This window comes from Sphingobium sufflavum (genome assembly GCF_021403115.1).
Taxonomy (GTDB): Bacteria; Pseudomonadota; Alphaproteobacteria; order Sphingomonadales; family Sphingomonadaceae; genus Sphingobium; species Sphingobium sufflavum.
The window spans coordinates 600,357-625,554 of the sequence record NZ_JAJSSH010000001.1 but is presented as its reverse complement, the minus strand read 5'-3'; the positions used below and the strand labels follow the sequence as shown (position 1 = coordinate 625,554).

General features: G+C 67.5%; 26 protein-coding genes. 6 read left to right on the top strand and 20 right to left on the bottom strand.

What is annotated here, in order from left to right:
* Nucleotides 1-56 precede the first annotated feature (56 nt).
* The 7 genes from LWE61_RS03115 to LWE61_RS03085 all read right to left on the bottom strand — a co-directional run bounded on the left by LWE61_RS03115 (nt 57) and on the right by LWE61_RS03085 (nt 5,338).
* Entirely contained in the window at nt 57-239 is a 183-nt protein-coding gene (locus tag LWE61_RS03115) for a DNA gyrase inhibitor YacG (protein WP_234148532.1), read from the bottom strand.
* Nucleotides 229-1,254, bottom strand: coding sequence for a ribonuclease (locus tag LWE61_RS03110; protein ID WP_234148531.1), 1,026 nt, complete (start codon nt 1,252-1,254; stop codon nt 229-231). Before LWE61_RS03110 ends, LWE61_RS03115 begins: the two co-directional genes overlap by 11 nt.
* Nucleotides 1,247-1,858: a Maf family protein gene (locus LWE61_RS03105; protein ID WP_234148530.1), complete on the bottom strand. Its 612-nt coding sequence runs from the start codon at nt 1,856-1,858 to the stop codon at nt 1,247-1,249. Before LWE61_RS03105 ends, LWE61_RS03110 begins: the two co-directional genes overlap by 8 nt.
* Nucleotides 1,859-1,869: 11 nt before the next feature.
* Nucleotides 1,870-2,115, bottom strand: coding sequence for a translation initiation factor IF-1 (infA, locus tag LWE61_RS03100; protein ID WP_234148602.1), 246 nt, complete (start codon nt 2,113-2,115; stop codon nt 1,870-1,872).
* Nucleotides 2,116-2,232: 117 nt separating this feature from the next.
* Entirely contained in the window at nt 2,233-3,495 is a 1,263-nt protein-coding gene (locus tag LWE61_RS03095; RefSeq protein WP_234148529.1) for an adenosylmethionine--8-amino-7-oxononanoate transaminase, read from the bottom strand.
* Nucleotides 3,492-4,136: a dethiobiotin synthase gene (bioD, locus tag LWE61_RS03090; protein WP_234148528.1), complete on the bottom strand. Its 645-nt coding sequence runs from the start codon at nt 4,134-4,136 to the stop codon at nt 3,492-3,494. The genes LWE61_RS03095 and bioD overlap by 4 nt, the downstream gene beginning before the upstream one ends.
* Nucleotides 4,133-5,338 (bottom strand): 8-amino-7-oxononanoate synthase, encoded by a 1,206-nt coding sequence (locus LWE61_RS03085; protein ID WP_407696179.1) that lies wholly within the window; start codon nt 5,336-5,338, stop codon nt 4,133-4,135. Before LWE61_RS03085 ends, bioD begins: the two co-directional genes overlap by 4 nt.
* 280 nt (nt 5,339-5,618) lie before the next feature.
* On the opposite strand from LWE61_RS03085, the gene LWE61_RS03080 reads away from it, so the two are divergent.
* Nucleotides 5,619-5,915, top strand: coding sequence for a hypothetical protein (locus tag LWE61_RS03080; RefSeq protein ID WP_234148527.1), 297 nt, complete (start codon nt 5,619-5,621; stop codon nt 5,913-5,915).
* 88 nt (nt 5,916-6,003) lie between these two features.
* Entirely contained in the window at nt 6,004-6,888 is an 885-nt protein-coding gene (locus LWE61_RS03075; RefSeq protein ID WP_234148526.1) for a bestrophin family protein, read from the top strand.
* A gap of 170 nt (nt 6,889-7,058) precedes the next feature.
* Here the strand turns inward: LWE61_RS03075 and LWE61_RS03070 are convergent, their stop codons facing one another.
* The 5 genes from LWE61_RS03070 to hisG all read right to left on the bottom strand — a co-directional run bounded on the left by LWE61_RS03070 (nt 7,059) and on the right by hisG (nt 12,970).
* Nucleotides 7,059-9,173, bottom strand: coding sequence for a sodium-translocating pyrophosphatase (locus LWE61_RS03070; protein ID WP_234148525.1), 2,115 nt, complete (start codon nt 9,171-9,173; stop codon nt 7,059-7,061).
* A gap of 210 nt (nt 9,174-9,383) precedes the next feature.
* Entirely contained in the window at nt 9,384-10,379 is a 996-nt protein-coding gene (thiL, locus tag LWE61_RS03065; RefSeq protein ID WP_234148524.1) for a thiamine-phosphate kinase, read from the bottom strand.
* 31 nt (nt 10,380-10,410) lie between these two features.
* A complete protein-coding gene (gene nusB, locus LWE61_RS03060) occupies nt 10,411-10,857 on the bottom strand; it encodes a transcription antitermination factor NusB (protein WP_234148523.1) in 447 nt (148 codons plus the stop codon).
* A 150-nt stretch (nt 10,858-11,007) separates the two neighbouring features.
* Complete coding sequence (gene hisD / locus LWE61_RS03055) at nt 11,008-12,306, bottom strand: histidinol dehydrogenase (RefSeq protein WP_234148522.1); 1,299 nt, start codon at nt 12,304-12,306, stop codon at nt 11,008-11,010.
* Nucleotides 12,296-12,970 carry an ATP phosphoribosyltransferase gene (gene hisG, locus LWE61_RS03050; protein ID WP_234148521.1) on the bottom strand — a complete coding sequence of 225 codons (675 nt, stop codon included), beginning with the start codon at nt 12,968-12,970 and terminating at the stop codon, nt 12,296-12,298. Before hisG ends, hisD begins: the two co-directional genes overlap by 11 nt.
* Here hisG and LWE61_RS03045 point away from each other — a divergent pair.
* Both LWE61_RS03045 and LWE61_RS03040 read left to right on the top strand, forming a co-directional pair.
* Nucleotides 12,969-13,163 carry an ABC transporter permease gene (locus LWE61_RS03045; RefSeq protein WP_234148520.1) on the top strand — a complete coding sequence of 65 codons (195 nt, stop codon included), beginning with the start codon at nt 12,969-12,971 and terminating at the stop codon, nt 13,161-13,163. The two genes, hisG and LWE61_RS03045, sit on opposite strands and share 2 nt — an antisense overlap.
* Nucleotides 13,164-13,566: 403 nt before the next feature.
* The gene (locus LWE61_RS03040) at nt 13,567-15,975 is read left to right on the top strand and encodes a ligase-associated DNA damage response DEXH box helicase (RefSeq protein ID WP_326490595.1); all 2,409 of its coding nucleotides are present in this window, start codon (nt 13,567-13,569) and stop codon (nt 15,973-15,975) included.
* A 40-nt stretch (nt 15,976-16,015) separates the two neighbouring features.
* Here the strand turns inward: LWE61_RS03040 and LWE61_RS03035 are convergent, their stop codons facing one another.
* The 6 genes from LWE61_RS03035 to LWE61_RS03010 form a co-directional block, all read right to left on the bottom strand.
* Entirely contained in the window at nt 16,016-16,543 is a 528-nt protein-coding gene (locus tag LWE61_RS03035) for a L,D-transpeptidase family protein (protein ID WP_234148519.1), read from the bottom strand.
* 2 nt (nt 16,544-16,545) lie between these two features.
* On the bottom strand, nt 16,546-17,631 hold the full coding sequence (gene ribA / locus LWE61_RS03030) for a GTP cyclohydrolase II (protein WP_234148518.1): 1,086 nt from the start codon (nt 17,629-17,631) through the stop codon (nt 16,546-16,548).
* Nucleotides 17,628-18,434 (bottom strand): exodeoxyribonuclease III, encoded by an 807-nt coding sequence (locus LWE61_RS03025; protein WP_234148517.1) that lies wholly within the window; start codon nt 18,432-18,434, stop codon nt 17,628-17,630. Before LWE61_RS03025 ends, ribA begins: the two co-directional genes overlap by 4 nt.
* Before the next feature lie 455 nt (nt 18,435-18,889).
* A complete protein-coding gene (pgmG, locus tag LWE61_RS03020) occupies nt 18,890-20,296 on the bottom strand; it encodes a phosphoglucomutase/phosphomannomutase PgmG (protein ID WP_234148516.1) in 1,407 nt (468 codons plus the stop codon).
* A 55-nt stretch (nt 20,297-20,351) separates the two neighbouring features.
* Nucleotides 20,352-20,786 (bottom strand): J domain-containing protein, encoded by a 435-nt coding sequence (locus LWE61_RS03015; RefSeq protein ID WP_234148515.1) that lies wholly within the window; start codon nt 20,784-20,786, stop codon nt 20,352-20,354.
* Between the two features lie 3 nt (nt 20,787-20,789).
* The gene (locus LWE61_RS03010; protein ID WP_234148514.1) at nt 20,790-21,605 is read right to left on the bottom strand and encodes a division plane positioning ATPase MipZ; all 816 of its coding nucleotides are present in this window, start codon (nt 21,603-21,605) and stop codon (nt 20,790-20,792) included.
* Nucleotides 21,606-21,721: 116 nt separating this feature from the next.
* On the opposite strand from LWE61_RS03010, the gene panC reads away from it, so the two are divergent.
* Both panC and LWE61_RS03000 read left to right on the top strand, forming a co-directional pair.
* Nucleotides 21,722-22,585, top strand: coding sequence for a pantoate--beta-alanine ligase (gene panC, locus LWE61_RS03005; protein ID WP_234148513.1), 864 nt, complete (start codon nt 21,722-21,724; stop codon nt 22,583-22,585).
* Between the two features lie 124 nt (nt 22,586-22,709).
* Nucleotides 22,710-23,006 carry an SEL1-like repeat protein gene (locus LWE61_RS03000; protein ID WP_234148512.1) on the top strand — a complete coding sequence of 99 codons (297 nt, stop codon included), beginning with the start codon at nt 22,710-22,712 and terminating at the stop codon, nt 23,004-23,006.
* A gap of 10 nt (nt 23,007-23,016) precedes the next feature.
* On the opposite strand, the gene LWE61_RS02995 is transcribed toward LWE61_RS03000, so the two are convergent.
* On the bottom strand, nt 23,017-24,156 hold the full coding sequence (locus LWE61_RS02995; RefSeq protein WP_234148599.1) for a GNAT family N-acetyltransferase: 1,140 nt from the start codon (nt 24,154-24,156) through the stop codon (nt 23,017-23,019).
* 171 nt (nt 24,157-24,327) lie between these two features.
* Nucleotides 24,328-25,059 (bottom strand): glycerophosphodiester phosphodiesterase family protein, encoded by a 732-nt coding sequence (locus LWE61_RS02990; RefSeq protein ID WP_234148511.1) that lies wholly within the window; start codon nt 25,057-25,059, stop codon nt 24,328-24,330.
* Between the last annotated feature and the right edge of the window lie 139 nt (nt 25,060-25,198).

The following is a 25,198-nucleotide window of genomic DNA, read 5'->3' as shown; positions in this document are numbered from 1 at the left end:
GAGGAGCGCTGCCTATAGTCGCGGGTTTAAGCCCCTGTCCAGCCCAAATGCGTCAATTAATCATCATTGCCCGATGCAGGCAGGGAATCCGCTTCCTCGTCGGTCGGGCGGCCGGGCGTGCGATATTGCTCGCCGAACCAGGAGAGCAGGTCGCGGTCGCGGCAGCCCCGGCTGCAAAAGGGGCGAAATTCCGGGTCGATGGGATTGGCGCACAAGGGACAATGGCGCTTATGCGGCATGGCTCGCCTCTAGCGGCAGGGCGGCGTCCGCCACCACCGTCAGCGTGCCGCCGCGCCGCCGCTCCAGCAGCGCCTTCCAGTCCGGCGTCTTCTTGATGAGGCCCGCGACCGGCGGAGCGACGGTCAGGGTCACGGCCCCTGCCCCATTGCCATGCCGTTCCGCGATGCGCAGCGCGGCCAGCGCACCGGCCAGCACCGGGTCGCCGCGCAGCAGCTCGATCAGCGACTGGCGCTCCCGCCGACGAATGATCTGGACGAAACCGAAGCCGTTGACCGCGGTGCGCTCGAACGGCTGGGACAGATATTTGTCGATCTGCGCGGCGGCGATCAGCCGCTCGTCCTTGTTGTTCATGGTCGGCAGGTCGATGCCGATGGAGCCGGTGATGCCCATGCGGCGAATCGCCTGCGCGGACAATTTCGCGCCCTTGGGGCCGAGCTGCGCGGGCGGCGCGATGCCGTCCACGTCGATCAGCGTCATGGCGGGCGTGGGGAAGATACGCAGCGCGGCATCCTCCAGCACGACCTCGCCGGTCATCGCCTCGCTGAGCAGTTCGGACCAGCCATGCTCCTCGAACCAGTCCGGCTCGTGCGGCTGGCAGGTGCGGCCGGGGATGCCGGTCGCCTGAATACGCTCCAGCAGTGTCGGCGCAGGCGTCGGCTTCGACCCGCCGGCGGCGATGCGCCCGGTGGCGCGTTTCATGCGAACGCCGCCCAGGCCATGTTCCGGGATCGCCTCGCGGAAAATCTCGACCAGCACGACGGACCCTTCCGCCACCTTGGGCGGGATGGGTTCGATCAGCACTTCCTCGCCGCCGTCCAGCCGCGCGATGCCGCGCTTGCGGGGAACAATCGTCTCGACAAGGCGGCCCTGCACGATCGCGCCCGCGCGGGCATTGCCCACCGTGCGTTCGATCTGCGCTTCCAATATCTTGCCATGGGCGACGAGCGCGGCGCGCGCCTCGCCCACGCCATCCTCGTAAAGCCATTGTTGCTGGATGGAGAAATCTTCAGCCATGGATCAGTCCTGCGGCGGCCAACAAGGCGCGGGTTTCATAAAGGGGCAGGCCGATCACGCCGGAGGGGCTGCCGGACATCCACAGGATCAGGCTGGCGGCCCGTCCCTGGATGGCATAGCCGCCCGCCTTGCCATGCCATTCGCCAGTCGCGGCATAGGCGTCGATCTCGGCAGGGTGGAGTTGCTTGAACAGCACGATGCTGGTGGAGAGGCGGTGCCGGGCGATGCCCGCCGCGTCGACCAGCGTCACCGCGCTCAGCACGCGGTGGCGGCGACCCGACAGCAGCTTCAGGCAGGCACGGGCCGTCGCCTCATCCTCCGCCTTGGGCAGGATGCGGCGACCGACCGCGACAACCGTATCGCCGGACAGGATCGCGGCGCCGGGATGGCGCGCGGCGACGACCGCCGCCTTCTCCGCCGCGATGCGCGCGGCATAGACGGCGGGAAGCTCGGCCTTGCGGGGCGTCTCGTCGATGTCGGCCGGGTCGATGGCGTCCGGTGTGACGCCGATCTGGGCAAGGAGATCCCGGCGGCGCGGAGACGCGGACGCAAGGATAAGGCGCCGCCCCGCAGGCGCGGGGCCGACACCGTCAGACTGACTCATCGGGTCGGCGCTCAGGCCGGTCCCGGTCCGCCACGTCCGGGCATATAGCGGTAGGTGATGCGGCCCTTGGTCAGGTCATAGGGGGTCAGTTCGACCAGCACCTCATCACCCACCAGCACGCGGATGCGGTTCTTACGCATCTTGCCCGCCGTATGACCCAATATTTCATGGTCGTTTTCCAGGCGGACGCGGAACATGGCGTTGGGCAGCAGTTCAACCACCTGTCCACGCATTTCGAGAAGTTCTTCTTTGGCCATAATATTCCGATTGATGACAATTGCGCGGCGCATAGCGCCAAAAACGCGATAAGGGAAGAAGAAGCGGCAAATCGGCGTTTTGACGGCGCGATCGCCCACCAGACGGTCCAGCCCAGACTAGCCGGCGACGATCCCCGCGGCCTCGCCGATGGTTGCAAAGATATGGTCCACCTGCGCGGCGGTCGTGCAATAGGGCGGCATCGCATAGATGGTGTTGCCCAGCGGGCGCAGCAACAGGCCATGCTCCAGAAAATGCGCGCGCAGGCGGGGGGCCACGGTGGAGAGATAGCCCGCATCCGGGACGATCAGGTCGACGGCGGCGATGGCGCCCATCCGGCGCGGATTCGCAAAGCGCGAGTCGCGGGAGAGACGGGCCAGTCCCGCATCGAGCGCCGCGCCCAGCGCGTCGATGCGGTCGGTCACGCCCCCTTCGTCCCAGATCGCGATATTGGCGTTGGCCGCGGCGCAGGCGATGGGATTGGCGGTGAAGCTGGACGAGTGGAAGAACATGTCCGCCCGGTCGGGGCTGTAATGCGAGTCGAAGATGCGGTCGCTGGCCATGGTGACGGCGAGCGGGATGGCCCCGCCAGTCAGCCCCTTTGCCAGACACAGGATGTCGGGACTGACGTCCACCTGATCGAAGGCAAAGAGCCCGCCGGTGCGGCCCCAGCCGGTCATCACCTCGTCCGCGATGAACAGCACGTCATGCGCGCGGCAGATCCGCACCATCTCCGCCAGCAGGTGCGGGCCGTAGAAGAGCATCCCGCCCGACCCCAGCACCAGCGGCTCCACGATGAAGGCGGCGGGCTTTTCCGGCCCCGCGCACAGACGCTCCAGCGCGTCGAGCGTCGCCTGCTCCTGCCCCGCCAGCGGGAAGGGCACCGTCGCCACATCGAACAACAGGGGGGCATAGGCGCGGTTGAACGCGCCTCGCTCCCCCACCGACATGGTGCCGATGGTGTCGCCATGATAGCTGTGCTCCATCACGACGATGCGATGGCGCGGCTCGCCCCGGTTGTGCCAGTGGCCCAGCGCCATTTTCAGCGCCACCTCGACCGCCGTCGATCCGCTGTCGGAGTAGAAGACGCGGGTCAGGCCCGTCGGGGTCAGCCGGACGAGGCTGCGCGCCAGTTGCTCGGCGGGGGCGTGAGTGTATCCGGCGAAGATGAGCTGGTCGAGCCGCCCCGCCTGATCCGCAATGGCGGCGGCGATGCGCGGCTCGCAATGGCCATGGGTGATGACCCACCAGCTCGATATGCCGTCCAGCAGCGTGCGGCCGTCCGCGCAATGGATATGCGCGCCGGATGCGGAAATGACCTGCGGGATCGGTTCCTGAAGGCCATGCTGGGTGAAGGGATGCCAGACGGGAGAGCCGGTCATGCCATCACCGCCCGGATCGCGGCGAGGTCGATAGAGCGCGCGACGGCCGCCGACAGGCTGGCCCGGTCGAGCGGGTCGAGGTGCGGCAGGCGGCCCAGCAACGGCACGCCGGACAGGGCGGGCACGGTGCGTTCATTGTCAGGATGCGGATCGCCCACCATGACGATCCCGGCGACCGTCGCGCCCCGCTCACGCAGGGCGGCAATGCTCAACAAACTGTGGTTGATCGTGCCCAGACCGGACCGGGCGACCAGCAGCACCGGCGCACGCCAGGCCGCGAATAGGTCGGCCATGAACAGCGGCGGGTCGCGGCGCACGGGGACCAGCACACCGCCCGCCCCCTCCACCACCAGCGGGCGCGGGCTGGGCAGGACGAGTCGCAGCGGGTCGAGCGCCAGCCTCTCCACCTCCGCCGCCAGATGGGGCGAGGCGGCGAGTTTCAGCCGATAGGCTTCGGGCAGGATGCGGCCGGGCGGCAGGTCCGCCAGTTCCGCCACGCTCAGGCTGTCGGTGCCCTCGTCCGTGCCCGCCTGAATGGGTTTCCAGTAGGTGGCGTCCAGCGCGGCGGCGAGGCCCGCCGCGACCACCGTCTTGCCGATGCCGGTGTCGGTGCCGGTGACGATCAGCGCGCCGCCGCTCATGCCGCCACACCCGGATGCGCGGTCCCCGGATGCGCCGCCCCCGAATTTGCCGCCAGCGCCGCCGTCAGCGCGGGGGCCAGCGCGTCGATGTCGGCGGCGGTGATGTTGAGCGTCAGGGTGATGCGCAACCGCGCCGTCCCCGCCGGAACCGTGGGCGGGCGGATGCCGCGAATGTCGAAGCCCGCCGCCTGCAAATCCGCCGCCACCGCCATCGCGCGACGGTCGGTGCCCAGGATGATCGGCAGGATCGGGCTAACCGGCGCGGCAAGGCCCAGCGGCACGCAGATCGCCCGGCCCGCATGGGCGCGCAGATCGTCGAGCGCGGCGCGCCGGTCGTCCGCCGCCGCGATCCGGTCGATGGCCGTACCCACCGCGACGGCGATCAGGGGCGAGGGCGCGGTGGAAAAGATGAAGCCGCGCGCCCGGTTGACCAGATAGTCCTTCACGATGGCCGCGCCGGTGACGAGCGCACCCTCCACCCCCATCGCCTTGCCACAGGTGTGCAGGGCGATGATATTCTCGCGGCCCTCATAGGGTGCGCTGAGGCCCCGTCCGCCCGCTCCCATGATGCCGGTGCCATGCGCCTCGTCCACGATCAGCACCGCGCCATGGCGATCCACGACGGCGACCAGATCGGCCAGCGGCGCGATGTCGCCGTCCATGGAATAGACGCTTTCTATCGCGATCCAGACCGTGCCGGTGCCGCCGCCCGCGCGCCAGCCGGTGATGGCGTCCTCCACCGCGGCGGCATCATTATGCGCGGCCAGCACATGGGCGGCGCGGGTCAGGCGTATGCCCTCATGCACGCTGGCGTGGATCAGTTCGTCCGCGACGATCAGGTCGCCCGGCTGCGGCAGGGTGGCGAGCAGCGCCGCATTGGCGGCAAAGCCGCTGGAGAAGAACAGCGCCGACTCCGCGCCGAAGAAACGGGCCGCCTTTTCCTCCAGCGCCTCATGCTCTGGGGCGTTGCCACGCAACAGGCGCGATCCGCCCGCCCCCGCCGGGACACCGCGCGCGGCGGCATCCGCAATGGCGGCGGCGATGGCGGGGTCGCTGGCGAGGCCGAGATAATCGTTGGAGGCGAAATCCACGCCTGCGCGCGGGGCCAATATACGGCGACGGCTGCGCGCATCGAGCGCGGCAAGACGGCGGGACAGGGAACCAAGAGGCGATAGCGACGACATGGGCGCGCTATAGGCCATGTTGGCCGCAGGGGAAATGCCAAGGGGGCGGGTCAGCGGGGAGGCTATTCCGTTCCGGCGAGCGGCCACACCCGTCGAAATGTTACCGCAAGAGCGAATGGATTTCCGTCCATCGCCCAATTGGTGACATTTTTTGGCTGAAAATTGCCATTTATCGCTTGGACACCACAGCCCACCGTCATGCTGCGTCGCAGCAATAAAATTTCACACGGCGCTCATGCGGAGACATGCGGCGCGCTCTTACCTTGGTGGTCTTCCACGACGATGAGGAAATCGCTTGATGAAACGCCCTGAGAATCAGGACCACAGGACGCAGCAGGAAAACCGGGCGCGGATGGAGAAGCTGGCCGGCTCGCTGATGCTCCTGTCTTTCGGCCTCGCGATGCTGGCTTATCTGATCGCCATCGACCGGCCGGAATGGTTCAGCCTGCGCCCGGTGTCCGGCACCGCCGCCGCCATGTCGAACGCGTCCCACGCCCATCCGCACGACAACGCTTCCGCCAATCGCCCGTCCGCCAGTCATATCGCGCGCGCGCATACCGGACGTCACACAGGGGAAGCGCACGACACCAATTAGGGTTATGAAGCGTTACGACAGGCGCCATCATCCCTTGCGTCCTGCCAGCCCTGCCCCCGCCATCCCTGACTGAGGTAACCCCGCACCCATGATCGTCACCGCGACCCCTGGCCTGAAGCAGATCATCCGGGAGGTATGGAAGCCGCTGGCGCTGCTCTTCGTCTGGGATGTGATCGTCACCATCACCTACTATGCGATGCCGTTCACCGCGCCGTCGCTGCCCCTCACGCTGTTTGGGTCGGCGCTGGCGCTGTTCCTCGGCTTTCGCAGCAATTCCGCCTATCAACGCTGGTGGGAGGGGCGGGGGCTGTGGGGCCTGATGATCAACGCCAGCCGCAATATCGCGCGGCAGGCCCGCAACTTCCTGCCGGAGGACGCGCGGGAGATGAAGCGGTCCATCGTCCTGCGGCAGGTCGCCTATGTGAACGCCCTGCGCTGCCAGTTGCGGCGGCAAAGCCCGGATGCGGAGGTGCTGCGCTTTCTGACGAAGGGCGATGCCGATCTGGCGCTGGCCCGCACCAACGCCGCCAACGGCATCCTCGACGGCACCAGCCGCCGCATCGACGAGGCGCGCAGGCGCGGGTGGATCGACACCATCCAGCAAGCGGCGATGGAGGGCGTTCTGGTCGACATCGCCAACGCGCAGGGCGGAATGGAACGGCTGAAGAACACGCCCCTGCCCATCCAATATCGCTTCTTCCCCACCCTGTTCACCCATCTGCTGTGCATCATGCTGCCCATCGGTCTGGTGGAGACGCTGGGCCTCGCCACGCCGCTCGGCTCGACCGTGGCGGGGCTGATGTTCCTGGCGGTGCTGGCCATCGGCGACGATCTGGTCGATCCCTTCGCCAACACGCCGCACGACCTGCCGCTGTGCGCCATGTGCCGGACGATCGAGATCGACCTGCTCCAGAGCATCGGCGATGTCGCACCCCCGCCGCTGGGACCGGACAAGGATGGCGTTCTGTGGTGACGGGAGGCCGCATGCGCCCGTAAAATCCGGCCTCCATAAAGGCCGGACTCGATAGAAATCCAGCGCAATAAAAATCCGTCCGATGTCGCCACCGGACGGATCCTCTCCCACTATCTGGTCCTTATTGGGCCTCTTCGGCCGGTTATTGGGCGGGTTCCACCCCTTTTATTCTATACCCCGCCATGCGCCAGCGCGGCGAGCAGAAGCAGCGCCACGATGTTCGTGATTTTTATCATCGGGTTCACCGCCGGGCCTGCGGTGTCCTTATAGGGGTCGCCCACCGTGTCGCCGGTCACGGCGGCCTTGTGCGCCTCCGACCCCTTGCCGCCATGATGGCCGTCTTCGATATATTTCTTGGCATTGTCCCATGCGCCGCCGCCGCTGGTCATCGAAATGGCCACGAACAGGCCGGAGACGATGACGCCGAGCAGCATGGAGCCGAGCGCCGCAAACCCCTGCGCCTGCCCCGCCACCCAGGTGACGATGTAATAGACCGCGATGGGTGACAGCACGGGCAACAGGCTGGGCACGATCATCTCCTTGATCGCCGCCTTGGTCACGATGTCGACGGTGCGGGCATAGTCGGGTTTCGACGTGCCCGCCATGATGCCGCTGTTCGTGCGGAACTGGTCGCGCACATCCTCCACGACAGCGCCCGCCGCGCGGCCCACCGCCGTCATGCCGAACGCCCCGAACAGATAGGGCAACAGCGCGCCGAGCAGCAGCCCGACGATGACGAACGGATTGCCCAGCGTGAAATCGACCTCCAGGCTGGGGAAATATTCCTTGAGGTCGGTGGTGTAGGCGCCGAACAGCACCAACGCCGCCAGCGCCGCCGATCCGATGGCATAACCCTTGGTCACGGCCTTGGTGGTGTTGCCCACCGCGTCCAGCGCGTCGGTGCGCTGACGCACATCATCGGGCAGGCCCGCCATTTCGGCGATGCCACCCGCATTGTCCGTCACCGGGCCATAGGCGTCCAGCGCCACGACCATGCCCGCCACCGACAGCAGCGACGTGGCCGCAAAAGCCACGCCGATGATCCCGGCGATCTGGAAGGTCGCGACCACCGCGACGACGATGACCAAGGTGGGCAGCGCGGTCGATTCCAGGCTGATCGCCAGACCCTGGATGACGTTGGTGCCATGACCGGTCACGCTGGCCTTTGCGATGGACTTCACCGGGCGATAATTGGTGCCGGTGTAATATTCGGTGATCCACACCAGCAGGCCGGTGACCGCCAGCCCGATGAGCATGCAATAGAACAGCCCCCGGCCCGTATAGCCGCCGGTGCCGTCGAGATTCGCGCCGATGACGCTTTCCATATTCCCGCCGAACACATGGGCGGTGACGAACCAGCTCGCGATGGCGGACAGGATGACGGTGGTCCAGAACCCCTTGTACAGCGCGCCCATGATGTTGTTCGACTTGCCGAGCCGCACGAAATAGGTGCCGATGATCGAGGTGACGATACACACCCCGCCCAGCACCAGCGGCAGCGACATCAGCGCCATCAGTTCGGTGGAGGAGGTCTGCACCAGCAGCGCGATGGACACCATGGTCAGGCCGATCGTCACGACATAGGTTTCGAACAGGTCGGCGGCCATGCCCGCGCAGTCGCCGACATTGTCGCCCACATTGTCCGCGATGACGGCGGGGTTGCGCGGGTCGTCCTCCGGTATGCCCGCCTCCACCTTGCCGACGAGGTCGGCGCCGACGTCCGCCGCCTTGGTAAAGATACCACCACCCAGACGCGCGAAGATGGAGATGAGCGATGCGCCGAACGCCAGCGCGGTCAGTGCGGCGACGATGGAACGATCATTCGGCAGCAGCCCGGCCGGGCCGGTCAGATACCAGAACAGCCCCGCGATGGAGAGCAGGCCGAGGCCCGCCACCAACATGCCAGTGATCGCGCCGGAGCGGAAGGCGAGGGTCAGCCCGCCCTGGAGGCTGGTGCGCGCGGCCTCCGCCGTGCGGACATTGGCGCGCACGCTGATGTGCATGCCGACATAGCCCGCCACGCCGGACAGGATCGCGCCGATGAGGAAGGAGACGGTCGACAGCGTGCCGAGCGTCAGGAACAGAATGATGGCCACAACCACGCCGACGATGGCGATGGTGCGGTACTGGCGGCCGAGATAGGCCTTTGCCCCCTCCTGAATGGCGGCGGCGATTTCCTGCATCTTGTCATTGCCAGGCGATGCGCTGAGCACTTGTCGACTGGTCACTAGCCCATAGAGCACGGCAAGCACGCCGCAGCCTATGGCGATATACACCAATGTCATGACTATCACTCTCCCCCATTTTTGTGTCGCACGGCGCCATGGGACGCACTCCGCGCGGTGCCGGGGAGACTATCGGCGGGCGGGTTGGCGTCAAGCTGTTTCGGGTGTGGCTCACGCGGGCCGGAGTGGGCGTGTTACAGCGGGCGGAATGGGTGCCGAATGGGAAGGGCGAGCGGTGAGGCCGCGATTCCGAAGGCCATAGCTCATCCCTTAATCGTGCAGCCACCCCAGCCGATCCGGCAGCGGCAGCGGCAGCCCCCCGGCGGTCAGGTGCAATCCGGCCCCGGTCGTGCACCGCCCGACCGGCGTGACAGGCACCCCCGCCGCCCATGCGGCGGACAGGATGGTGTCGGCGGCGTCCTCCCGCGCGGCGAACAGCAGTTCATAATCGTCGCCCCCGGTCGCCGCAAAGAGGCGGGCGTCGCCATCCGCACCCCGCACCGCGACAAAGGCGGCGGACAGCGGCACCGCGTCCAGATCGACATGGATCGCACAGCCGCTGGCCAGCGCCATGCGCCCTGCGTCGATCAGCAGGCCGTCCGACACATCGGCCATGGCGCTGACCGCCGCCGCAAGCCCCTGCCCCAGCGTCAGGCGCGGGGTAGGACGGGCATAGCGCAGCAGCAGCGCGGGATCGCGCGCCGTCGCTCCCTGCCCAGCCACTGCCTGTCCTGCCGCCGCCCGATCTGTCGCCGCCTGCCGCATGGTGAGGCCCAGCGCGGAGTCCCCGATGCTGCCCGACACCCAGAGGCTGTCCCCCGCCCGTGCGCCGGACCGCGACGGCGCGCCGGTGGCGGGCGCTGCGCCCAGTGCGGTGAGGCCCAGCGTGCGCGGCGCACCGGAGGGCAGGCGGACGGTATCGCCGCCCAAAATGGGCACACCCAGAGCCGCCGCCGCCGCGCCAAGGCCAGCCGCGAACGCCGCGTCCCAGTCCGCATCGTCGGTCATCGCATAGCCGAGCAGCACGCCCAGCGGCGCGGCGCCCTTGGCGGCAAGATCGGAAAGGTTCACCGCCAGCAGTTTCCACGCCACATCGACGGGCGTGTCATCGGGCAGGTAATGGACACCCTCCACCAGCATGTCGTGCGTCAGGACGATGTCACCGCCCGGCCGGGGCAGCACGGCCGCATCGTCAGCCAGCCCGCGCGCGGCGGGATGGGTGGCAAAGCCACGCAAGCGGTCGATGAAGGCGCTTTCGCGGCTCATGGCGCCGTCGCCCCCATGGTCCACCCGCCGGTCAGGCGCGCACCACCTTGGCCAGCGCGTCGAGCAGCCCGTTGACGAAGCCCGACTCGCGCTTGTCGTAGAAGGCGTGGGCGACATCGACATATTCGCTGATGACGGTGCCGGTGGGCACATCGACGCGGGCCAGCAGCTCATAGGTGCCCGCGCGCAGGATCTGGCGCATCGGCTTGTCCAGCCTCTCAAGCGACCAGCCCTTGGCGAGGCGCGCGACGATCAGCGCGTCAATCTCCGCCAGCCGCGCGTCCACGCCCTTCACCACATCGTCGAAGAAGGGGATTTCGGCGGGGGCGTAGGTCACGTCCTCGATGGTCGCGCCCAGCCGGTGCTGGTGAAACTCATTCAGGAGCAGGGGCAGCGGCGTACCCTCCATCTCCTTCTGGTACAGGGCCTGCACGGCAGCGAGGCGGGCGGCGGATCGGGTCTTGGCGCGTTCGGTCATGGTCATATCCTTACCCGTTCGGGCGAAGCTTGTCGAAGGACGTATCGGTCGGATTGGAATAGAGGCATCCGTCCTTGCGAGCGTAGCGCAGCAATCCACGGCACTGCCCTCTGGATTGTTGCGCTACGCTCGCAAGGACGATGGGCAGGGTTACTGGTTGAGCCGCAGCCGCCGCGCCACGCTCTCCGCATGGGCGGGCAACCCTTCGGCGCGGGCCAGCGCCACCGCCGCCGGGCCGATGGCCGCGATCGCCGCCTCGTCCAGCGAGAGGAAGCTGGTGCGCTTCATGAAGTCCAGCACGGACAGGCCGGACGAGAAGCGGGCGCGCCGCCCGGTGGGCAGCACATGGTTCGGCCCGGCGACATAATCGCCCACCGCCTCCGGCGTCATCCGGCCGAGGAACACCGACCCCGCATGACGCACTTTCCGGAAGATCGGTTCCGGGTCCGCCGTCGCAATCTCCAGATGCTCCGGTGCGAGACGGTCGACCAGCGGCAGCGAATCCATCAGGTCGGCCACCACGATGATCGCGCCAAAATCCTGCCAGCTCAGCCGCGCGCGCGCGCCGGTGGCGAGGACGTCCAGTTGCGCCTCCACCGCCGCCGCGACGGCATCGGCAAAGGCGGCATCGTCGGTGATGAGGATGGACTGGCTGGTCGGGTCATGCTCCGCCTGGCTCAGCAGGTCGGCGGCGGTCCATTGCGGGTCGTTCAGTCCGTCCGCGACCACGACGATCTCCGACGGGCCGGCGACCATGTCGATGCCGACGACGCCGTAGAGCTGGCGCTTGGCCTCCGCCACCCAGGCGTTTCCGGGGCCGACGATGACATCCACGGGGGCGAGCCGCCCGGTGCCATAGGCGAGCGCGGCAATCGCCTGCGCCCCGCCGACGCGCCAGATTTCCGCGACGCCCGCAATCTCCGCCGCCGCGAGGACGAGGGGATTGACGACGCCGTCCGGCGTCGGCGTGACCATGGCGATGCGCCCGACGCCCGCAACCTTCGCCGGGATGGCGTTCATCAGCACGCTGGACGGATAGGCCGCATTGCCGCCGGGGACGTAGAGGCCCGCCGCATCCACCGCACCCCAGCGCGCACCGAGGCGGACGCCCGCGCTGTCGGTCGTGTCGCTGTCCTGCGGCCGCTGCTTCTCATGATAGGTGGCGATGCGGTCGGCGGCCAGTTCCAGCGCGGCGCGCAATTCCGGCTCCAACCCCGCCAGCGCCGCGTTGCGCTCCGCCTGCGTCACCTGCCAGCCGGTGGTGTCGAGGTCATGACGGTCGAACCGCTGCGTGAAGTCGGCGAGCGCGGTGTCACCGTCCGCCCGGATGCGCTGGATGATGCCGCGCACCGTGTCGGCGACGTCCGAGTCGCTTTCCCGCCGGGCGTTGACCAGCGCATCGAAGGCGGTCGCGAAATCCGCGTCGCGCGCGTCGAGCCTAAGCGGCATCGCTCGTCTCCACGGCGGTGCGGAAGCGTTCGACCAGCGGCACCAGTTCGGCGGCGCGCATCTTCATCGCCGCCCGGTTGACGACGAGGCGGGAGGTGATCTCCATGATCCGCGCCGTCTCGACCAGCCCGTTAGCCTTCAGCGTCGCGCCGGACGAAACAAGGTCCACGATCCGCCGCGAGAGACCCAGCGACGGGGCCAATTCCATCGCGCCGTTCAGCTTCACGCACTCCGCCTGAACCCCCTGCGCCTCATAATATTGGCGGGTGAGGTGGGGATATTTGGTAGCGACGCGCACATGGCTCAGCCCGGCCTGATCCTCCGCGTCCAGCCCGACCGGCTCCGCGACCGACAGGCGGCAATAGCCGATGCCAAGGTCGACGGGCGCGTAGAGTTCCGAATAATCGAACTCCGCGATCACGTCCGACCCGACGATGCCGATCTGCGCCGCGCCATGCGCGACGAAGGTCGCGACGTCGAAGGCGCGCACGCGGATGATCGACAGGCCCGGCACATTGGTCGCGAATTTCAGGGCACGGCTGCTCTTGGCATGGAATTCCGCCTCCGGCTCGATCCCGGCCTTGGCGAGCAACGGCAGCGCCTCTTCGAGGATACGGCCCTTGGGGATGGCAAAGATCAGCGGCTGGGGCGCGGGGTGAGTCATGGCGCGCGATTTAGGGCCTGAACGCCCAAAGGGCAACGGCCCGTGCGCCCACGGAACCATGGCGCGTCCGAAACGTCTGATTCAGGCAGGTTGCACAACGAGGAGACGGATGATGGGCAAGGGTTTGTTATTGTGGCTGGTCGGCGTGCCGATCCCCGTCATCATCATCCTGTGGCTGATTTTCGGGCATTGAGGCGGGCATCAAAGGAAGTCTGCGGCAAGGTCGGATAATGTCCAGCGGCAGTGCTGGCGTCACCCCGGAAGTGATCCGGGGTTCCGCTTTTTCCTGTTCCTGAGTTATGGCCCGATTCTGTCGGCAGGGCGATGATCCGCTGCCGCCAACGTCGAAGGAAAGCGGGTGAATCCTTGAATGTCGAAGGGCTGTACTTCACTCTTGAAGCCACATTGAAGGGCAAGAACGGTCGTTGGGCTTCGCCCGCCCTTCGGTTCGACAAGCTCAGGACGAACGGAAGGCGGTTACATTTTCATAGGGTACAGTTTCCGACTTGATCCGAGGTGACGATAGACAGGGAGGCCTTTGTGGACGCGCTGCACCGGGCTTGGGCGTCCCGAACACGCCCCCTATATCCCCATCCGTGAACCCATCGCCGCTCCCCACCCCCGTCGCCGACTGGTTCGCCGCCCGTGCGTGGCGCGTGCGGACGCATCAGGCCGGGATGCTGGTGGCGGCGGAGGCAGGCCGCCATGCGCTGCTGGTCGCCCCCACCGGCGCGGGCAAGACGCTGGCGGGGTTCCTCCCCAGCATCGTCGATCTGGCGAACCATCCGCGCGAGGGGTTGCACAGCCTTTATGTCTCGCCCCTGAAGGCGCTGGCGGTGGACGTGCAGCGCAACCTGCTGACCCCGGTCGAGGAGATGGGCCTGCCCATCCGCATCGAGACGCGCACCGGCGACACCCCGTCGGACCGCAGGGCGCGGCAGCGGGCAAAGCCGCCGCAGATTCTGCTGACCACGCCCGAATCCCTCTCGTTGCTGCTGTCCTATCCTGACAGCTTCACCTTCTTCGCCACGCTCCAGACGATCATCGTCGACGAGGTGCATGCCTTTGCCTCCGAAAAACGCGGCGACCTGCTGGCGCTGAGCATGGCGCGGTTGCAGGCGATCAATCCGGGGCTGCGCCGCGTTGCCCTCTCCGCCACCGTGGCGGACGCCGACGCCTATCGCCGCTGGCTGGCTCCCGAGGGCCACATCGAGGATGTGACGCTGGTGGAGGGCGAGCCGGGCGCGCCGCCAGACCTGCGCATCCTGGCCCCGGAAGGGCGCGTGCCCTGGTCCGGCCATTCGGGCGTCTATGCCGCCGGGCAGGTGATGGAGGAGATACGGCGCAACCGCCTGACCCTGGTCTTTTGCAACACGCGCAGCCTGGCCGAGCTGACCTTTCAGGAAATCTGGTCCGCCAATGACGAGAATCTGCCCGTCGGCATCCATCATGGCAGCCTGAGCCGCGATGCCCGGCGCAAGGTGGAGGCGGCGATGGCGGACGGGCGGCTGCGCGGCCTCGTCGCCACGGCCAGCCTCGACCTCGGCATCGACTGGGGCGACGTGGACTGCGTGATCCAGATGGGCGCGCCCAAGGGGTCGTCGCGCCTGTTGCAGCGGATCGGCCGCGCCAACCACCGGCTGGACGAATCGAGCCGCGCCCTCATCATCCCCGGCAACCGCTTCGAATATCTGGAGGCGCAGGCGGCGCTGGACGCGGTGGAGGAAGGCGCGCGGGATGCCGACAATTTCCGCCCCGGCGCGCGCGACGTGCTGGCCCAGCATATCATGGCGATGGCCTGCGCCGAACCGCTGGACCCCGCCGCGCTGCTGGCGGAAATCCGCAGCGCCACCCCCTATGCGGATCTGGATGCGGAGGGGCTGGACGCGCAACTGCGCTTCATCGCCAACGGCGGCTATGCGCTGCGCGTCTATGACCGGTTCCAGCGGCTGACGGAGTTGCCGGACGGGACATGGCGCCTTTCCCACCCCAAATTCGCGAGCCAGCATCGGCTGAACGCAGGCATCATCGTGGACCAGCCCGCGCTCGACATCCGCTTTGCCAACGGGCGCAAGCTGGGGACGGTGGAGGAGGGATTCGCCGCTACCCTGGCGCCGGGCGACAGCTTCTTCTTCGCCGGCACCTCGCTGGAGGTGGTGCGGCAGAGCGAGAGCGACCTGATCGTGCGGGCGTCGAGCAAGTCCGCGCGCATCCCCAGCTGGGGCGGCACCCGCATGGCCATGTCCACCAACCTCGCCAACCGGGTGCGGCGGCTTCTGGCGTCGCCGCAGGACTGGCACCGCTTTCCCAAGGATGTGCATGAGTGGCTGGACATGCAGCAACTGCGCTCCCGCCTCCCCCGCCCGGACCAGTTGCTGGTCGAGACATTCCCGCACGACCGGCTGCACCATATGGTCATCTACAGCTTCGAGGGGTGGAACGCGCATCAGTCGCTGGGCATGTTGCTGACCCGGCGGATGGAGCATCTGGGGCTGATGCCGACCGGCTTCGTCTCCAACGACTATGCGCTGGCGGTCTATGGGCTGAAGCCGGTGACGGACCCGGCCGCGCTCTTTTCCGCCGACATTTTGGACCATGAGTTCATCGAATGGGTGGAGAGTTCGAGCCTGCTGAAACGCGCCTTTCGCGACGTGGCGGTCATCAGCGGCCTGATCGAGCGGCACCAGCCGGGCAAGAAGAAGACCGGACGGCAGGTGAGCTTCTCCACCGACCTGATCTATGATGTGCTGCGCCGGTATGAGCCGGACCATCTGCTGCTGAAGGCCGCATGGGCCGACGCGCGGGCGCGGATGACCGACGTGGGACGGCTGGGCGACCTGATCGACCGGGCGGCGGAGACCCTGCTGCATGTCGACCTGCCCCGTGTCAGCCCGCTGGCCGTGCCGCTGCTCATCATGATCGGCCGGGAGCATGTGGCGCAGGGCGAGGCGGAGGACAGCCTGCTGATCGAGGCGGAGGAACTGGCGCGGATCGCGATGGAATGAGGCCGGTACATTAGGGGCGGGGACATGCCGTCCGTCCCGTTCAGATAATTTCCACCACCATCCCGACCCGCAACAGCGGCAACACCGCCCGCATCGATTCCGGCGACACGGCGATGCAGCCCTCGGTAGGCTTGGGCTGGCCATCCGCGCCCGGCACCCATTGGTGGAAGAAGATTGCGCTCCCCAGCCCCGGCACCGGCGGCGCGTCATTATGGCCGAGGACGATAATCACGTCATAGGCCTGATCGTCCCGCCACAGACGCTCATGGGAGGGTCCATGGGGCAGCGACACCGGCCGGTTGTAGGCCGGGTCCGCGCCATCGTCCGACCAGCCGTCCCCCGGCCTGATCCAGCGCCACGGCACAGCGGGCGCCAGCGCCGAAACAACCCGGTCCGGGCGCAGCAGCACGGTGCGGATCGGCCATGTGCCCAGCGGGGTCGCGCCATCACCCTCCCGCTTGTCCGCCGCCGCCTTCACGCCACCCTTGCCGATGGTGCAGGGCAGGGTCAGGCCATCCAGCGTCACCGTGCCCGCCGCCGTATCGACCCGGATCACGCCGTCCGCCATCGTCAGAGCTGGTGGCCGGTGCGGTCCCGCTTGGTGGCGAGATAGCGTTCATTATGGGGGTTGGCGTCCACCGCATGGGGTACCCGCTCGATCACCTCTATGCCCTCCGCGGCGAGGCGCGCAACCTTTGCCGGGTTGTTGGTGAGCAGGCGCACCGCCGGGATGCCCAGCAGGCTGAGCATCCGCGACGCGACCGAGAAATCACGCGCGTCGATGGGAAAGCCCAGCCGCACATTGGCGTCGACCGTGTCGAATCCCTGATCCTGCAACTGGTAGGCGCGCAGCTTGTTGATGAGGCCGATCCCCCGCCCCTCCTGCCGCAGGTAGAGGAGGACGCCCCAGCGCGAACCGGCGATCTCGTGCAGGGCCGCATGGAGTTGCGGCCCGCAATCGCATTTCAGGCTGCCCAGCACGTCGCCGGTCAGACATTCGCTGTGCAGGCGTACGACGGGCGGCGTTTCGTCCGGCGTGCCCAAAATCAGGGCGACATGCTCGCGCGGGTCTTCGACGGAGCGAAAGGCGACGATCTCCGCGCGCGTATCCACCTCCACCGGCAGGAGCGCACGGGCCGCGATGACGAGGCGACCACTGTCCTCATAGGCGTCCACGGCCTCGACACTCACCTCGGTCGCGTCCACGCCATCATCGGCCCCAACGAAGAAGGCCGGGAGCAGTCCCGCATGGCGGGCCAGACGCAGCGCGGCGGCAGCGAGGTCAGGATGGGCCAGCGGCAGGGCGTGATATGGTCCCTTGAGCGGGGTCATCAGGTCGCGCACCGGATCGGCGGTGGCCATGGCGAGGGCCAGCGACGCCTCCGCACTGGCGTTGAGCGGGACGGGCCGCTCGACCAGCACGCCATGCTCCGGGTCGGCGGCGTCGCGCTGGTTGACCAGCTTCAGCGTCGCCGCCCGCGCGCCCGACAGCAGCAGCGGCGCGACACCCGCCGGATCGAAGGTGGCCAGATCGACTGTGCCGACGCCCTCCACCGGCAGGATCAGCAGCGCCTGTGCATCGCCGCCGCGCACGCGCACCGCCCAGCCACGCCGCAGCGCGTCAATGGCACGGGCAGCGGCGCGCGACTCGCTCAAAAGCGGAACTCGGTGATGAGGGGGGCATGGTCGGACGGCTTGTCCCAGCTGCGGCATCCCTCCAGCACATAATGGGCCGTCGCCTTCTCCGCGACCGCCGGGCTGGCCCACATATGGTCGAGGCGGCGACCGCGATCCGACGCCAGCCAGTCCTTCGCGCGATAGCTCCACCAGGTATAGAGCCGCTCCGGCGCGGGCACGAACTTGCGGCCCAGATCCACCCAGTCATGCGCCGCCTGCAACCGCGCCAGCAACTCGACCTCGACGGGCGTATGGCTGACCACGTTGATGAGCGCCTTGTGGCTCCACACATCGCACTCCAGCGGCGCGACGTTGAAGTCCCCGACCAGCAGGGTGGGAACGGTCAGCTTGGCCGACCATTCGATCATCCGCTCGTAGAAATCCAGTTTCTGCCCGAACTTGGGGTTGATCGTCCGGTCCGGCTCGTCCCCGCCGGCGGGCACATAGACATTCTCCAGCCGCAAGCCGTTGTCGAGCCGCACGCCGACATGCCGCGCCTCGCCATTGGCCTGCCAGTCGAGCCGGTCGTCCTCAGTGATCGGCACCTTGCTGACGATGGCGACGCCATGGTGCATGCGCTGGCCGTGCAGGATGATATGGTTATAGCCCAGCCGCCGGAACATGCTGTCCGGGAAGATATCGTTCATCACCTTCGTTTCCTGAAGGCACAGGATGTCCGGCGCGCTTTCCGTCAGGAAGCGTTCGACGATGTCGATCCGGGCGCGGACGCTGTTGATGTTCCAGGATGCGATCTTGAGCGTATCGGAAGAGGTCTGAGACATGGCCCGTCCCTAGGATGACTGTCACCGTTCCGCAATGGCCGGGACCAGGACGGGCGGAGGGTTGCGTTTCCTGCATGGCACAATGGTAGGCGACGGCGCGGAAAAGCGGGAAAACCGCTGCAATGCAGCCATAAGCCTTTGCCCCTGCGGCACGGGGCGGTGGGCGATCCCGGCGGCAGGTTGATCCGCGCGCCACGCCGGGCAGTTTCATGCCCCTTCCCCATTTCAGGCGGGACATGCGCCTTCGCCAGACAAAAAAAAGGCCGCCTCAATGAAGTGGCGGCCCTTACGAGTTTTAGGAGAGGATGCCTGAAAGGCCCGTTCCTTTTGCGCTGCAGCATGAAATCTTGCAACTGCGAATTGGGCCGCCTCGATTGCAGTTTTTGCAACCGTCCCAAAATTCGCAGTTTCCATAGGGTTACGGAGGGATGACAAAATTGCGGCACCCCCGCCGATCAATGCACCAGACCGCCGCCGCGCGAGGCCCCCGATTCGGCCAGTTGCGAATCAATCTGGTGCAGCAGCCGCGCCAGCCCGGCCGGGTCGCGCGCCTCCGCACGGGCGACCAGCATCTCCTGCGTGTTGGATGCGCGCAGCAACCACCACCCGTCCGCCGTGGTGACGCGCGCACCGTCGATGGCGTTGACCACCGCCCCCGCCGCGCGCAGCCGCGCCAGCACCTCCTCGATCACCGCGAACTTGCGGCTCTGCTCCACCGGAAAGCGCAGTTCCGGCGTGTTTATCATCGCGGGCATGGCGTCGCGCAGCGCCGTGACACCGCCCGCCACCCCGCTGGCCGCGCGAATCAGGCGGACGGCGGCATAGAGCGCATCATCGAAGCCATAGAAATCATGGCCGAAGAAGATGTGGCCGCTCATCTCCCCGGCGAGCGGACTGCCTGTTTCCTTCATTTTGGACTTCATATGGCTGTGGCCGCTCTTCCACATCAGCGGCGCCCCGCCCAGTTCGGCCACCCGGTCGAACAGCGACTGGCTGGCCTTCACATCCGCGATAATCGTGGCTCCGGGCAGGTCTTTGAGCACCGGCCCGGCCAGGATGGCGAGCAACTGGTCCCCCCACACCACGCGGCCCGTGCCGTCGACAACGCCGATCCGGTCGCCGTCGCCGTCGAAAGCCACTCCGAAATCGAGTGTCTTTTCCGCGACAAGCGCGCGCAGGTCAGCCAGATTCCGCTCCTCGGTAGGATCGGGATGATGATGCGGGAAATGGCCGTCGACATCGGTGAACAGCGTATGATGCTCACCCGGCAGCAACTGGACGAGCTTCTCCACCACGGGACCGGCCGCGCCATTGCCCGCGTCCCAGCCGATGCGGAAGGGCTGGCCGTCGAACCCCTGCATCAGCCGGGCGACATAGCGGTCGATAATGGCGACCGTCTCGCTGCCCGCAGGTGCACCGCCCTGCCCCCGCGAAACCGCCTCCACCCAGTCGCCCGCCGCTGCCATGCGCGCCAGACGCTGAATATCCTCGCCGAAAAAGGGGTGGTGCTGAAACACCATCTTGAAGCCATTATACTCGGCGGGATTATGGCTGCCGGTTATGTGGATGCCGCCCTCCACATCCAGCTCGGCTTCCGCATAATATAGCATCGGCGACGGGCCGAGGCCGATACGGACGGCGTGGATCCCCGATGCGTTCAGCCCCTCGACCAGCGCCGCCTCCAGCCGGGGCGAACTGAGCCGCCCGTCATAGCCCACGGCGACCCGGCTGCCCCCCGCCCGCGCCACCAGCGTACCGAAGGTGCGGCCGATGGCATGGGCATCCCGGTCCGACAATGTCTCGCCCACGACGCCGCGAATATCATAGTCGCGCAGCACGGTGGGATGGAACTGGTGGGACATGATGGCTCCCGCATGGAGGAAGGTCGGCGGCGCGCGCACGGAGTAAAGGAGAAGACTATTCGGGTGACGTCCCCGTGACCGGCAATCGCGCCAGCAGCGTGTCCCGCGCGGCGTTGATGCTGCGCGCCAACGCCTCCGTGCCCCCGGCGTCGGGATGGTTGCGCGCGATCAGGCGGCGATGCGCGTCGATCACGGCGGCCCGGTCCGCATCCGGGGAGAGGCCGAGCACGGCCAGGGCTTCGCGCGCCTGCGCGTCCGGAATGGGTGTGGCCGATGAGGGGGCCTTGGCCTTGCGCGGCTTGCGCGACAGCCATGCCAGCCCGGTCGCCGCCATCATGCCACCGGGGATGATGGCCCCTTTCGCCGCGATCGCCCCACCAGCGATGGCGAGGACGAGCGCCGCGATCTGGCTGTTACTGGGCCGCGCAATGCGCCCTTGCCAGACCAGCCAGCCCAGCCAGCCACCAACCAGAAGCGCAAGCAGGCCCATGGCTCAGGCGGCGTTCCGCTCCGCCGCGGCCCGCTCCTGCGCCCCGCGCGGCCCGAACGGCAGGGCGAGGCCGCCCACCATCTCACGCAGTTCCTGCCGGGCGGCGACATGGCTGATGCCCAGATCGCCCAGATGCCCCTTGTCGAGCAGGGTCAGGCCCGACGGGAAGAGTTCGCGGAAGATGACCCGCTCCGACAGGCCGGGAATGACGCGAAAGCCGACGCGCTTGGACAGCTCGGTCAGCGCCTCGCCCACGCGCTTCTGGTTGCGCGCCTCCATGTGGTGCAGGCGGTTGCGCAGGACGACCCAGTCGATGGACACGCCATCAGCCTTGGCGCGGGTCTTGCGCGTTTCCCACATCAGTTCGGCGTAGAAGCTGAGCCGCTTGACCTTGAAATTCTCCGGGTCGACCTGCCCGATCAGGTCGAAGTCGACGAAGCTGTCGTTGATCGGCGTGACCAGCGTGTGCGCCTTCGTCGCGGCGTGGCGCGCCAGCGGATCGTCGCGGCCCGGCGTGTCGATCACGATGACCTGGCAGGTTTCCCGCAACCGCTCGATCACGGCGTCGAGCGCGGCGACCTCCGTCCCCTCGAACACCTCATAGGCCGGGATCGGCAGGCTGATGTCGCGGCGACGCATCGTCTCCGTCCGGTTATCGAGATAGCGGGTCACGGTGCGCTGGCGATGATCCAGGTCGATGACGCCGACTGTCAGATCCTGCGCCGTCAGCGCCACGGCGGTGTGCACGCAGGTCGTCGACTTGCCGGTGCCGCCCTTCTCGTTGGCGAATACGATGCAGTGTGCCGCGTTAGTGGCCATGAAGTCCATCCCCAGTTGCTGCGGACCATGAAAAGTGAGCGGAGGCCAGTCTTGACCGGCATCGTGCCGGACGCCAGAACCCCCTTCCAGCGAGCCTTAACGGAGCCATGAAGCGCGTGCAAATCATCCGGGACTTATCCACACTTTATGACGCGCTGGACGTGACCCGCACCGCCGGGGACCGTGTCGCGCTGGTCCCGACCATGGGCGCGCTGCACGACGGCCATATGTCGCTGGTCCGGGAAGGACGCCGCCATGCGGACCGGGTGGTCGTCTCCATCTTCGTCAATCCCACCCAGTTCGGCCCCAATGAGGATTTCGACGCCTATCCCCGCACGGAGGAGGCGGACGTCGCGCTGCTGGCGGCGGAGCGCGTGGACATTCTCTGGGCGCCGACCGTGCCGGAAATGTACCCCGCCGGTTTCGCCACCACGGTCAGCCTGTCGGGCATCAGCGAGGTTCTGGACGGTGCGGCGCGGCCCGGCCATTTCGACGGGGTGGCGACGGTGGTATCCAAGCTGCTGGGACAGGTGCGGCCCGATGTCGCCCTGTTCGGGGAGAAGGATTATCAGCAACTGGCGGTGATCCGCCGCCTCGTCATCGACCTCAACCTGCGCACGACGATCATCGGCGTGCCGACCGCGCGCGCGGCGGACGGCCTCGCCCTCTCCTCCCGCAACGCCTATCTGACGGCGCCGGAACGCGCCGCCGCCCTAGCCCTGCCGCGCGCGCTGAACGATGCCGCACAAGCGATCCGCGCCGGGGCGCCAGTGGCGGCCGCCCTGGACGCCGCGCGGGCCGCCATCCGGGACGCGGGTTTCACCAGCATCGACTATGTTACATTATGTGACACGGCGACTCTGCAACCCCTCGAATCGCTCGATCGTGCGGGGCGATTGCTGGCCGCGGCGAGAATCGGGCTGGACCGGACAAATGATTTCACCACTCGTCTCATCGACAACATCGCCGTTAACCCCTGAAAGGCGCAGAATTACGCCATTCCCCAACAAACATCGACCAAGGTCGGATATTCGCCGTTAACCTTGTTTTAAATCCACACTGCTTTGTTGCTGCCTGGGACATGCCTGAACGAAGGAAATTGTCGTGGGTAACAGTATTCAAAGTGCACGGTTTCTGATCGAGAGCCGACTACGCGATGCCGCACGTGGTGACATGCAGGCTCTTTACGATCTGGGCGTGGCCTATAGCTGCGGCGTCAGCGGCGTCGATATCGACCTGATCGAAGCGCATAAATGGTTCAACCTGTCCGCGGTCGCCGGGTCGGAAGAAGCCCAGGCCTGCCGCGCCGAAATCTCCGAAGAAATGACCGCCCGCGAAATCGCCGAGGCGCAGCGCCAAGCCCGCGCATGGCTGTCCCTGAACCGCCGCGCCGCCGCCTGATCCCGCGCCCCTACTCCCCCTTGCGAAAGGGACCGCGCGCGTCGAGATAGTCGCGGTCATGCCGGACCGCCTCGCCCTCGCGTCGCAGGAAATCGGCGACCGCCCGCCGAAAGCCCGGATCGGGCAGGAAATGGGCGGACCATGTCGGCACGGGCCGATAGCCCCGCGCCAGCTTGTGCGATCCTTGCGCGCCCGCCTCGACACGGGACAGGCCCCGCGCGATGGCCGCGTCGATGGCCTGATAATAGCATAGTTCGAAATGCAGGCAGGGCACGTCCTCGCTGCATCCCCAATAGCGCCCGTAGAGCGTATCCGCGCCGACCAAGTTGAGCGCGCCCGCAATCGGCACGCCGCCGCGCATCGCCAGCATCAATATCACCCGATCCCCCATCCGCTCGCCCAGCAGCGAGAAGAAGCTGCGCGTCAGATAGGGCTGCCCCCATTTGCGCGCGCCGGTATCCTGATAGAAATCCCAGAAGGCGTCCCAATGCGCCTCGCCGATCTCAGCGCCGGTCAGGTGGACGATCTCCAGCCCTTCATTGGCCCGCTCCCGCTCCTTGCGGATGTCCTTGCGCTTGCGGCTGGAAAGCTGGGCAAGGAAATCGTCGAAACTGGCATAGCCGTCATTGGTCCAGTGGAACTGGCTGTCCTGCCGGATCAGCCATCCCGCCGCCTCGAACAACGGTATCTGCACTTCCTCCACGAAGGTCGCATGGGCCGACGACAGGCCGTTTGAACGCACCACCGCCTCCAGCCCCGCGATCAGCGCGGGCGCGGCCTGTGCATCGCGCAGCAGCAGGCGCGGGCCGGGGACGGGGGAGAAGGGCGCCGCGATCTGGATTTTGGGATAATAGCGCCCGCCCGCCCGCTCCCACGCATCGGCCCAGCCATGGTCAAAGACATATTCGCCCTGGCTGTGCGACTTGGCATAGACAGGCGCGGCAGCGGCGATGGAGCCGTCGGCATCCTCTACCACCAGCGGCAGCGGCTGCCAGCCCGTGCCTTCCCCGACGCTGCCCGATTCTTCGAGAATGGACAGGAAGGCATGGGAGACGAAGGGATTGGCGTCACCCGCGCAGGCATCCCACGCGGCGGCGGGAATGGCGGCAATACTGTCGTGGATGCGGACCGTCGTTTCGTTGTCGCTCATCGCCCCCGGCTGCTCCTGCCCGCCCTCGTCATGCCCGTCACCGCTCATCCCTGTCTCCGTTCGGCTATCGGCACGTGTGGAACGTGAACGGCGCCCGACAGCGTGCCCCTGAAATGGCTCCCGTGCCGCGACAAGCGGCCAGCCCGCCACTCCCATGGTCCATCGCCTGCCTCAGCCATGACCCTCCGCACCCCCGCGCCGTTCGAAGATGGTCTGCCCCTGCCCCGCCCGCGCGCGGCAACGGTCACTGCCGGAACGGACCGTCCAAAACAGGGTAGGCAAGACGCATCGGGCGGCGCGGGTCGGGCGGAAGGTCTGGTCGCGAATGTCACAGGCGAGGAAATGGGGGCGCGCCCGCGCAATTGCCAGTGCATGGCGGCGCTCGACGGCAAAGGCGGGATGGCCACGGCTGCTGAGGACGAGGCCACGCGGCAGGCCGCGGCGATGACTGGCGAACCAGCCCGATACGCGCGGATCGAAACTCATCACCGCGACCGGGCCGTCATAGCCATCGAGCACGGCGGCGATGGACCGACAGAGCCGATGGATGGGCGTTCGCCCGCTCTTGACCTCCACCAGTATCGGCACGCGCCCGCCCACGCATTCCAGCATCGCACGCAGGCTGGGCACCCCGGTGCCGTCCCGCAGGCGCAGCGCCGCCGCACCCACGCTGTCCAGCCGGTCGAAGACGCCCGCCACGCTGGTCAGCCGCTCCAGACTGGCGTCATGAAAGACGTGCGGCACATCGTCCGCGGCGCGGCGTACGTCACATTCGATCCCAAACCCCGCCGCGACCGCCCGGCGAAAGGCGCCAAGACTGTTCTCCGGCACGATGCCGCCGTCCGGCCCGACGCCATGCAAGCCCCGATGGGCGTAGGGCTGCGCCAGAAGCCAGCGAGGCATAGGACAGGAACCATTGCGGGCGCGGGCGGGTGAAGTGAGTCTGTGGCGGTTTGGCCGATACCGGCCCGGACTCCCCACGCTCACCCGAACACGCCCGATCATGTCAGGCGGCTTACGCCCGACCCATCGAATCCACGCC

Excerpts from the sequence above, each read along its gene's own strand:
- LWE61_RS02995 (WP_234148599.1), bottom strand. The coding sequence starts at position 24,156 with ATGAGCGACAACGAAACGACGGTCCGCATCCACGACAGTATTGCCGCC.
- LWE61_RS03115 (WP_234148532.1), bottom strand. The coding sequence starts at position 239 with ATGCCGCATAAGCGCCATTGTCCCTTGTGCGCCAATCCCATCGACCCG.
- bioD (WP_234148528.1), bottom strand. The coding sequence starts at position 4,136 with ATGAGCGGCGGCGCGCTGATCGTCACCGGCACCGACACCGGCATCGGC.
- LWE61_RS03110 (WP_234148531.1), bottom strand. The coding sequence starts at position 1,254 with ATGGCTGAAGATTTCTCCATCCAGCAACAATGGCTTTACGAGGATGGC.
- thiL (WP_234148524.1), bottom strand. The coding sequence starts at position 10,379 with ATGAGCCGCGAAAGCGCCTTCATCGACCGCTTGCGTGGCTTTGCCACC.
- LWE61_RS03095 (WP_234148529.1), bottom strand. The coding sequence starts at position 3,495 with ATGACCGGCTCTCCCGTCTGGCATCCCTTCACCCAGCATGGCCTTCAG.
- hisD (WP_234148522.1), bottom strand. The coding sequence starts at position 12,306 with ATGCCGCTTAGGCTCGACGCGCGCGACGCGGATTTCGCGACCGCCTTC.
- LWE61_RS02990 (WP_234148511.1), bottom strand. The coding sequence starts at position 25,059 with ATGCCTCGCTGGCTTCTGGCGCAGCCCTACGCCCATCGGGGCTTGCAT.
- LWE61_RS03085 (WP_407696179.1), bottom strand. The coding sequence starts at position 5,338 with ATGGCCTATAGCGCGCCCATGTCGTCGCTATCGCCTCTTGGTTCCCTG.
- LWE61_RS03010 (WP_234148514.1), bottom strand. The coding sequence starts at position 21,605 with ATGGCCACTAACGCGGCACACTGCATCGTATTCGCCAACGAGAAGGGC.
- LWE61_RS03070 (WP_234148525.1), bottom strand. The coding sequence starts at position 9,173 with ATGACATTGGTGTATATCGCCATAGGCTGCGGCGTGCTTGCCGTGCTC.
- infA (WP_234148602.1), bottom strand. The coding sequence starts at position 2,115 with ATGGCCAAAGAAGAACTTCTCGAAATGCGTGGACAGGTGGTTGAACTG.
- LWE61_RS03075 (WP_234148526.1), top strand. The coding sequence starts at position 6,004 with ATGATCGTCACCGCGACCCCTGGCCTGAAGCAGATCATCCGGGAGGTA.
- LWE61_RS03025 (WP_234148517.1), bottom strand. The coding sequence starts at position 18,434 with ATGTCTCAGACCTCTTCCGATACGCTCAAGATCGCATCCTGGAACATC.
- LWE61_RS03080 (WP_234148527.1), top strand. The coding sequence starts at position 5,619 with ATGAAACGCCCTGAGAATCAGGACCACAGGACGCAGCAGGAAAACCGG.
- pgmG (WP_234148516.1), bottom strand. The coding sequence starts at position 20,296 with ATGTCCCACCAGTTCCATCCCACCGTGCTGCGCGACTATGATATTCGC.
- hisG (WP_234148521.1), bottom strand. The coding sequence starts at position 12,970 with ATGACTCACCCCGCGCCCCAGCCGCTGATCTTTGCCATCCCCAAGGGC.
- LWE61_RS03015 (WP_234148515.1), bottom strand. The coding sequence starts at position 20,786 with ATGGGCCTGCTTGCGCTTCTGGTTGGTGGCTGGCTGGGCTGGCTGGTC.
- LWE61_RS03045 (WP_234148520.1), top strand. The coding sequence starts at position 12,969 with ATGGCGCGCGATTTAGGGCCTGAACGCCCAAAGGGCAACGGCCCGTGC.
- LWE61_RS03035 (WP_234148519.1), bottom strand. The coding sequence starts at position 16,543 with ATGGCGGACGGCGTGATCCGGGTCGATACGGCGGCGGGCACGGTGACG.
- nusB (WP_234148523.1), bottom strand. The coding sequence starts at position 10,857 with ATGACCGAACGCGCCAAGACCCGATCCGCCGCCCGCCTCGCTGCCGTG.
- LWE61_RS03105 (WP_234148530.1), bottom strand. The coding sequence starts at position 1,858 with ATGAGTCAGTCTGACGGTGTCGGCCCCGCGCCTGCGGGGCGGCGCCTT.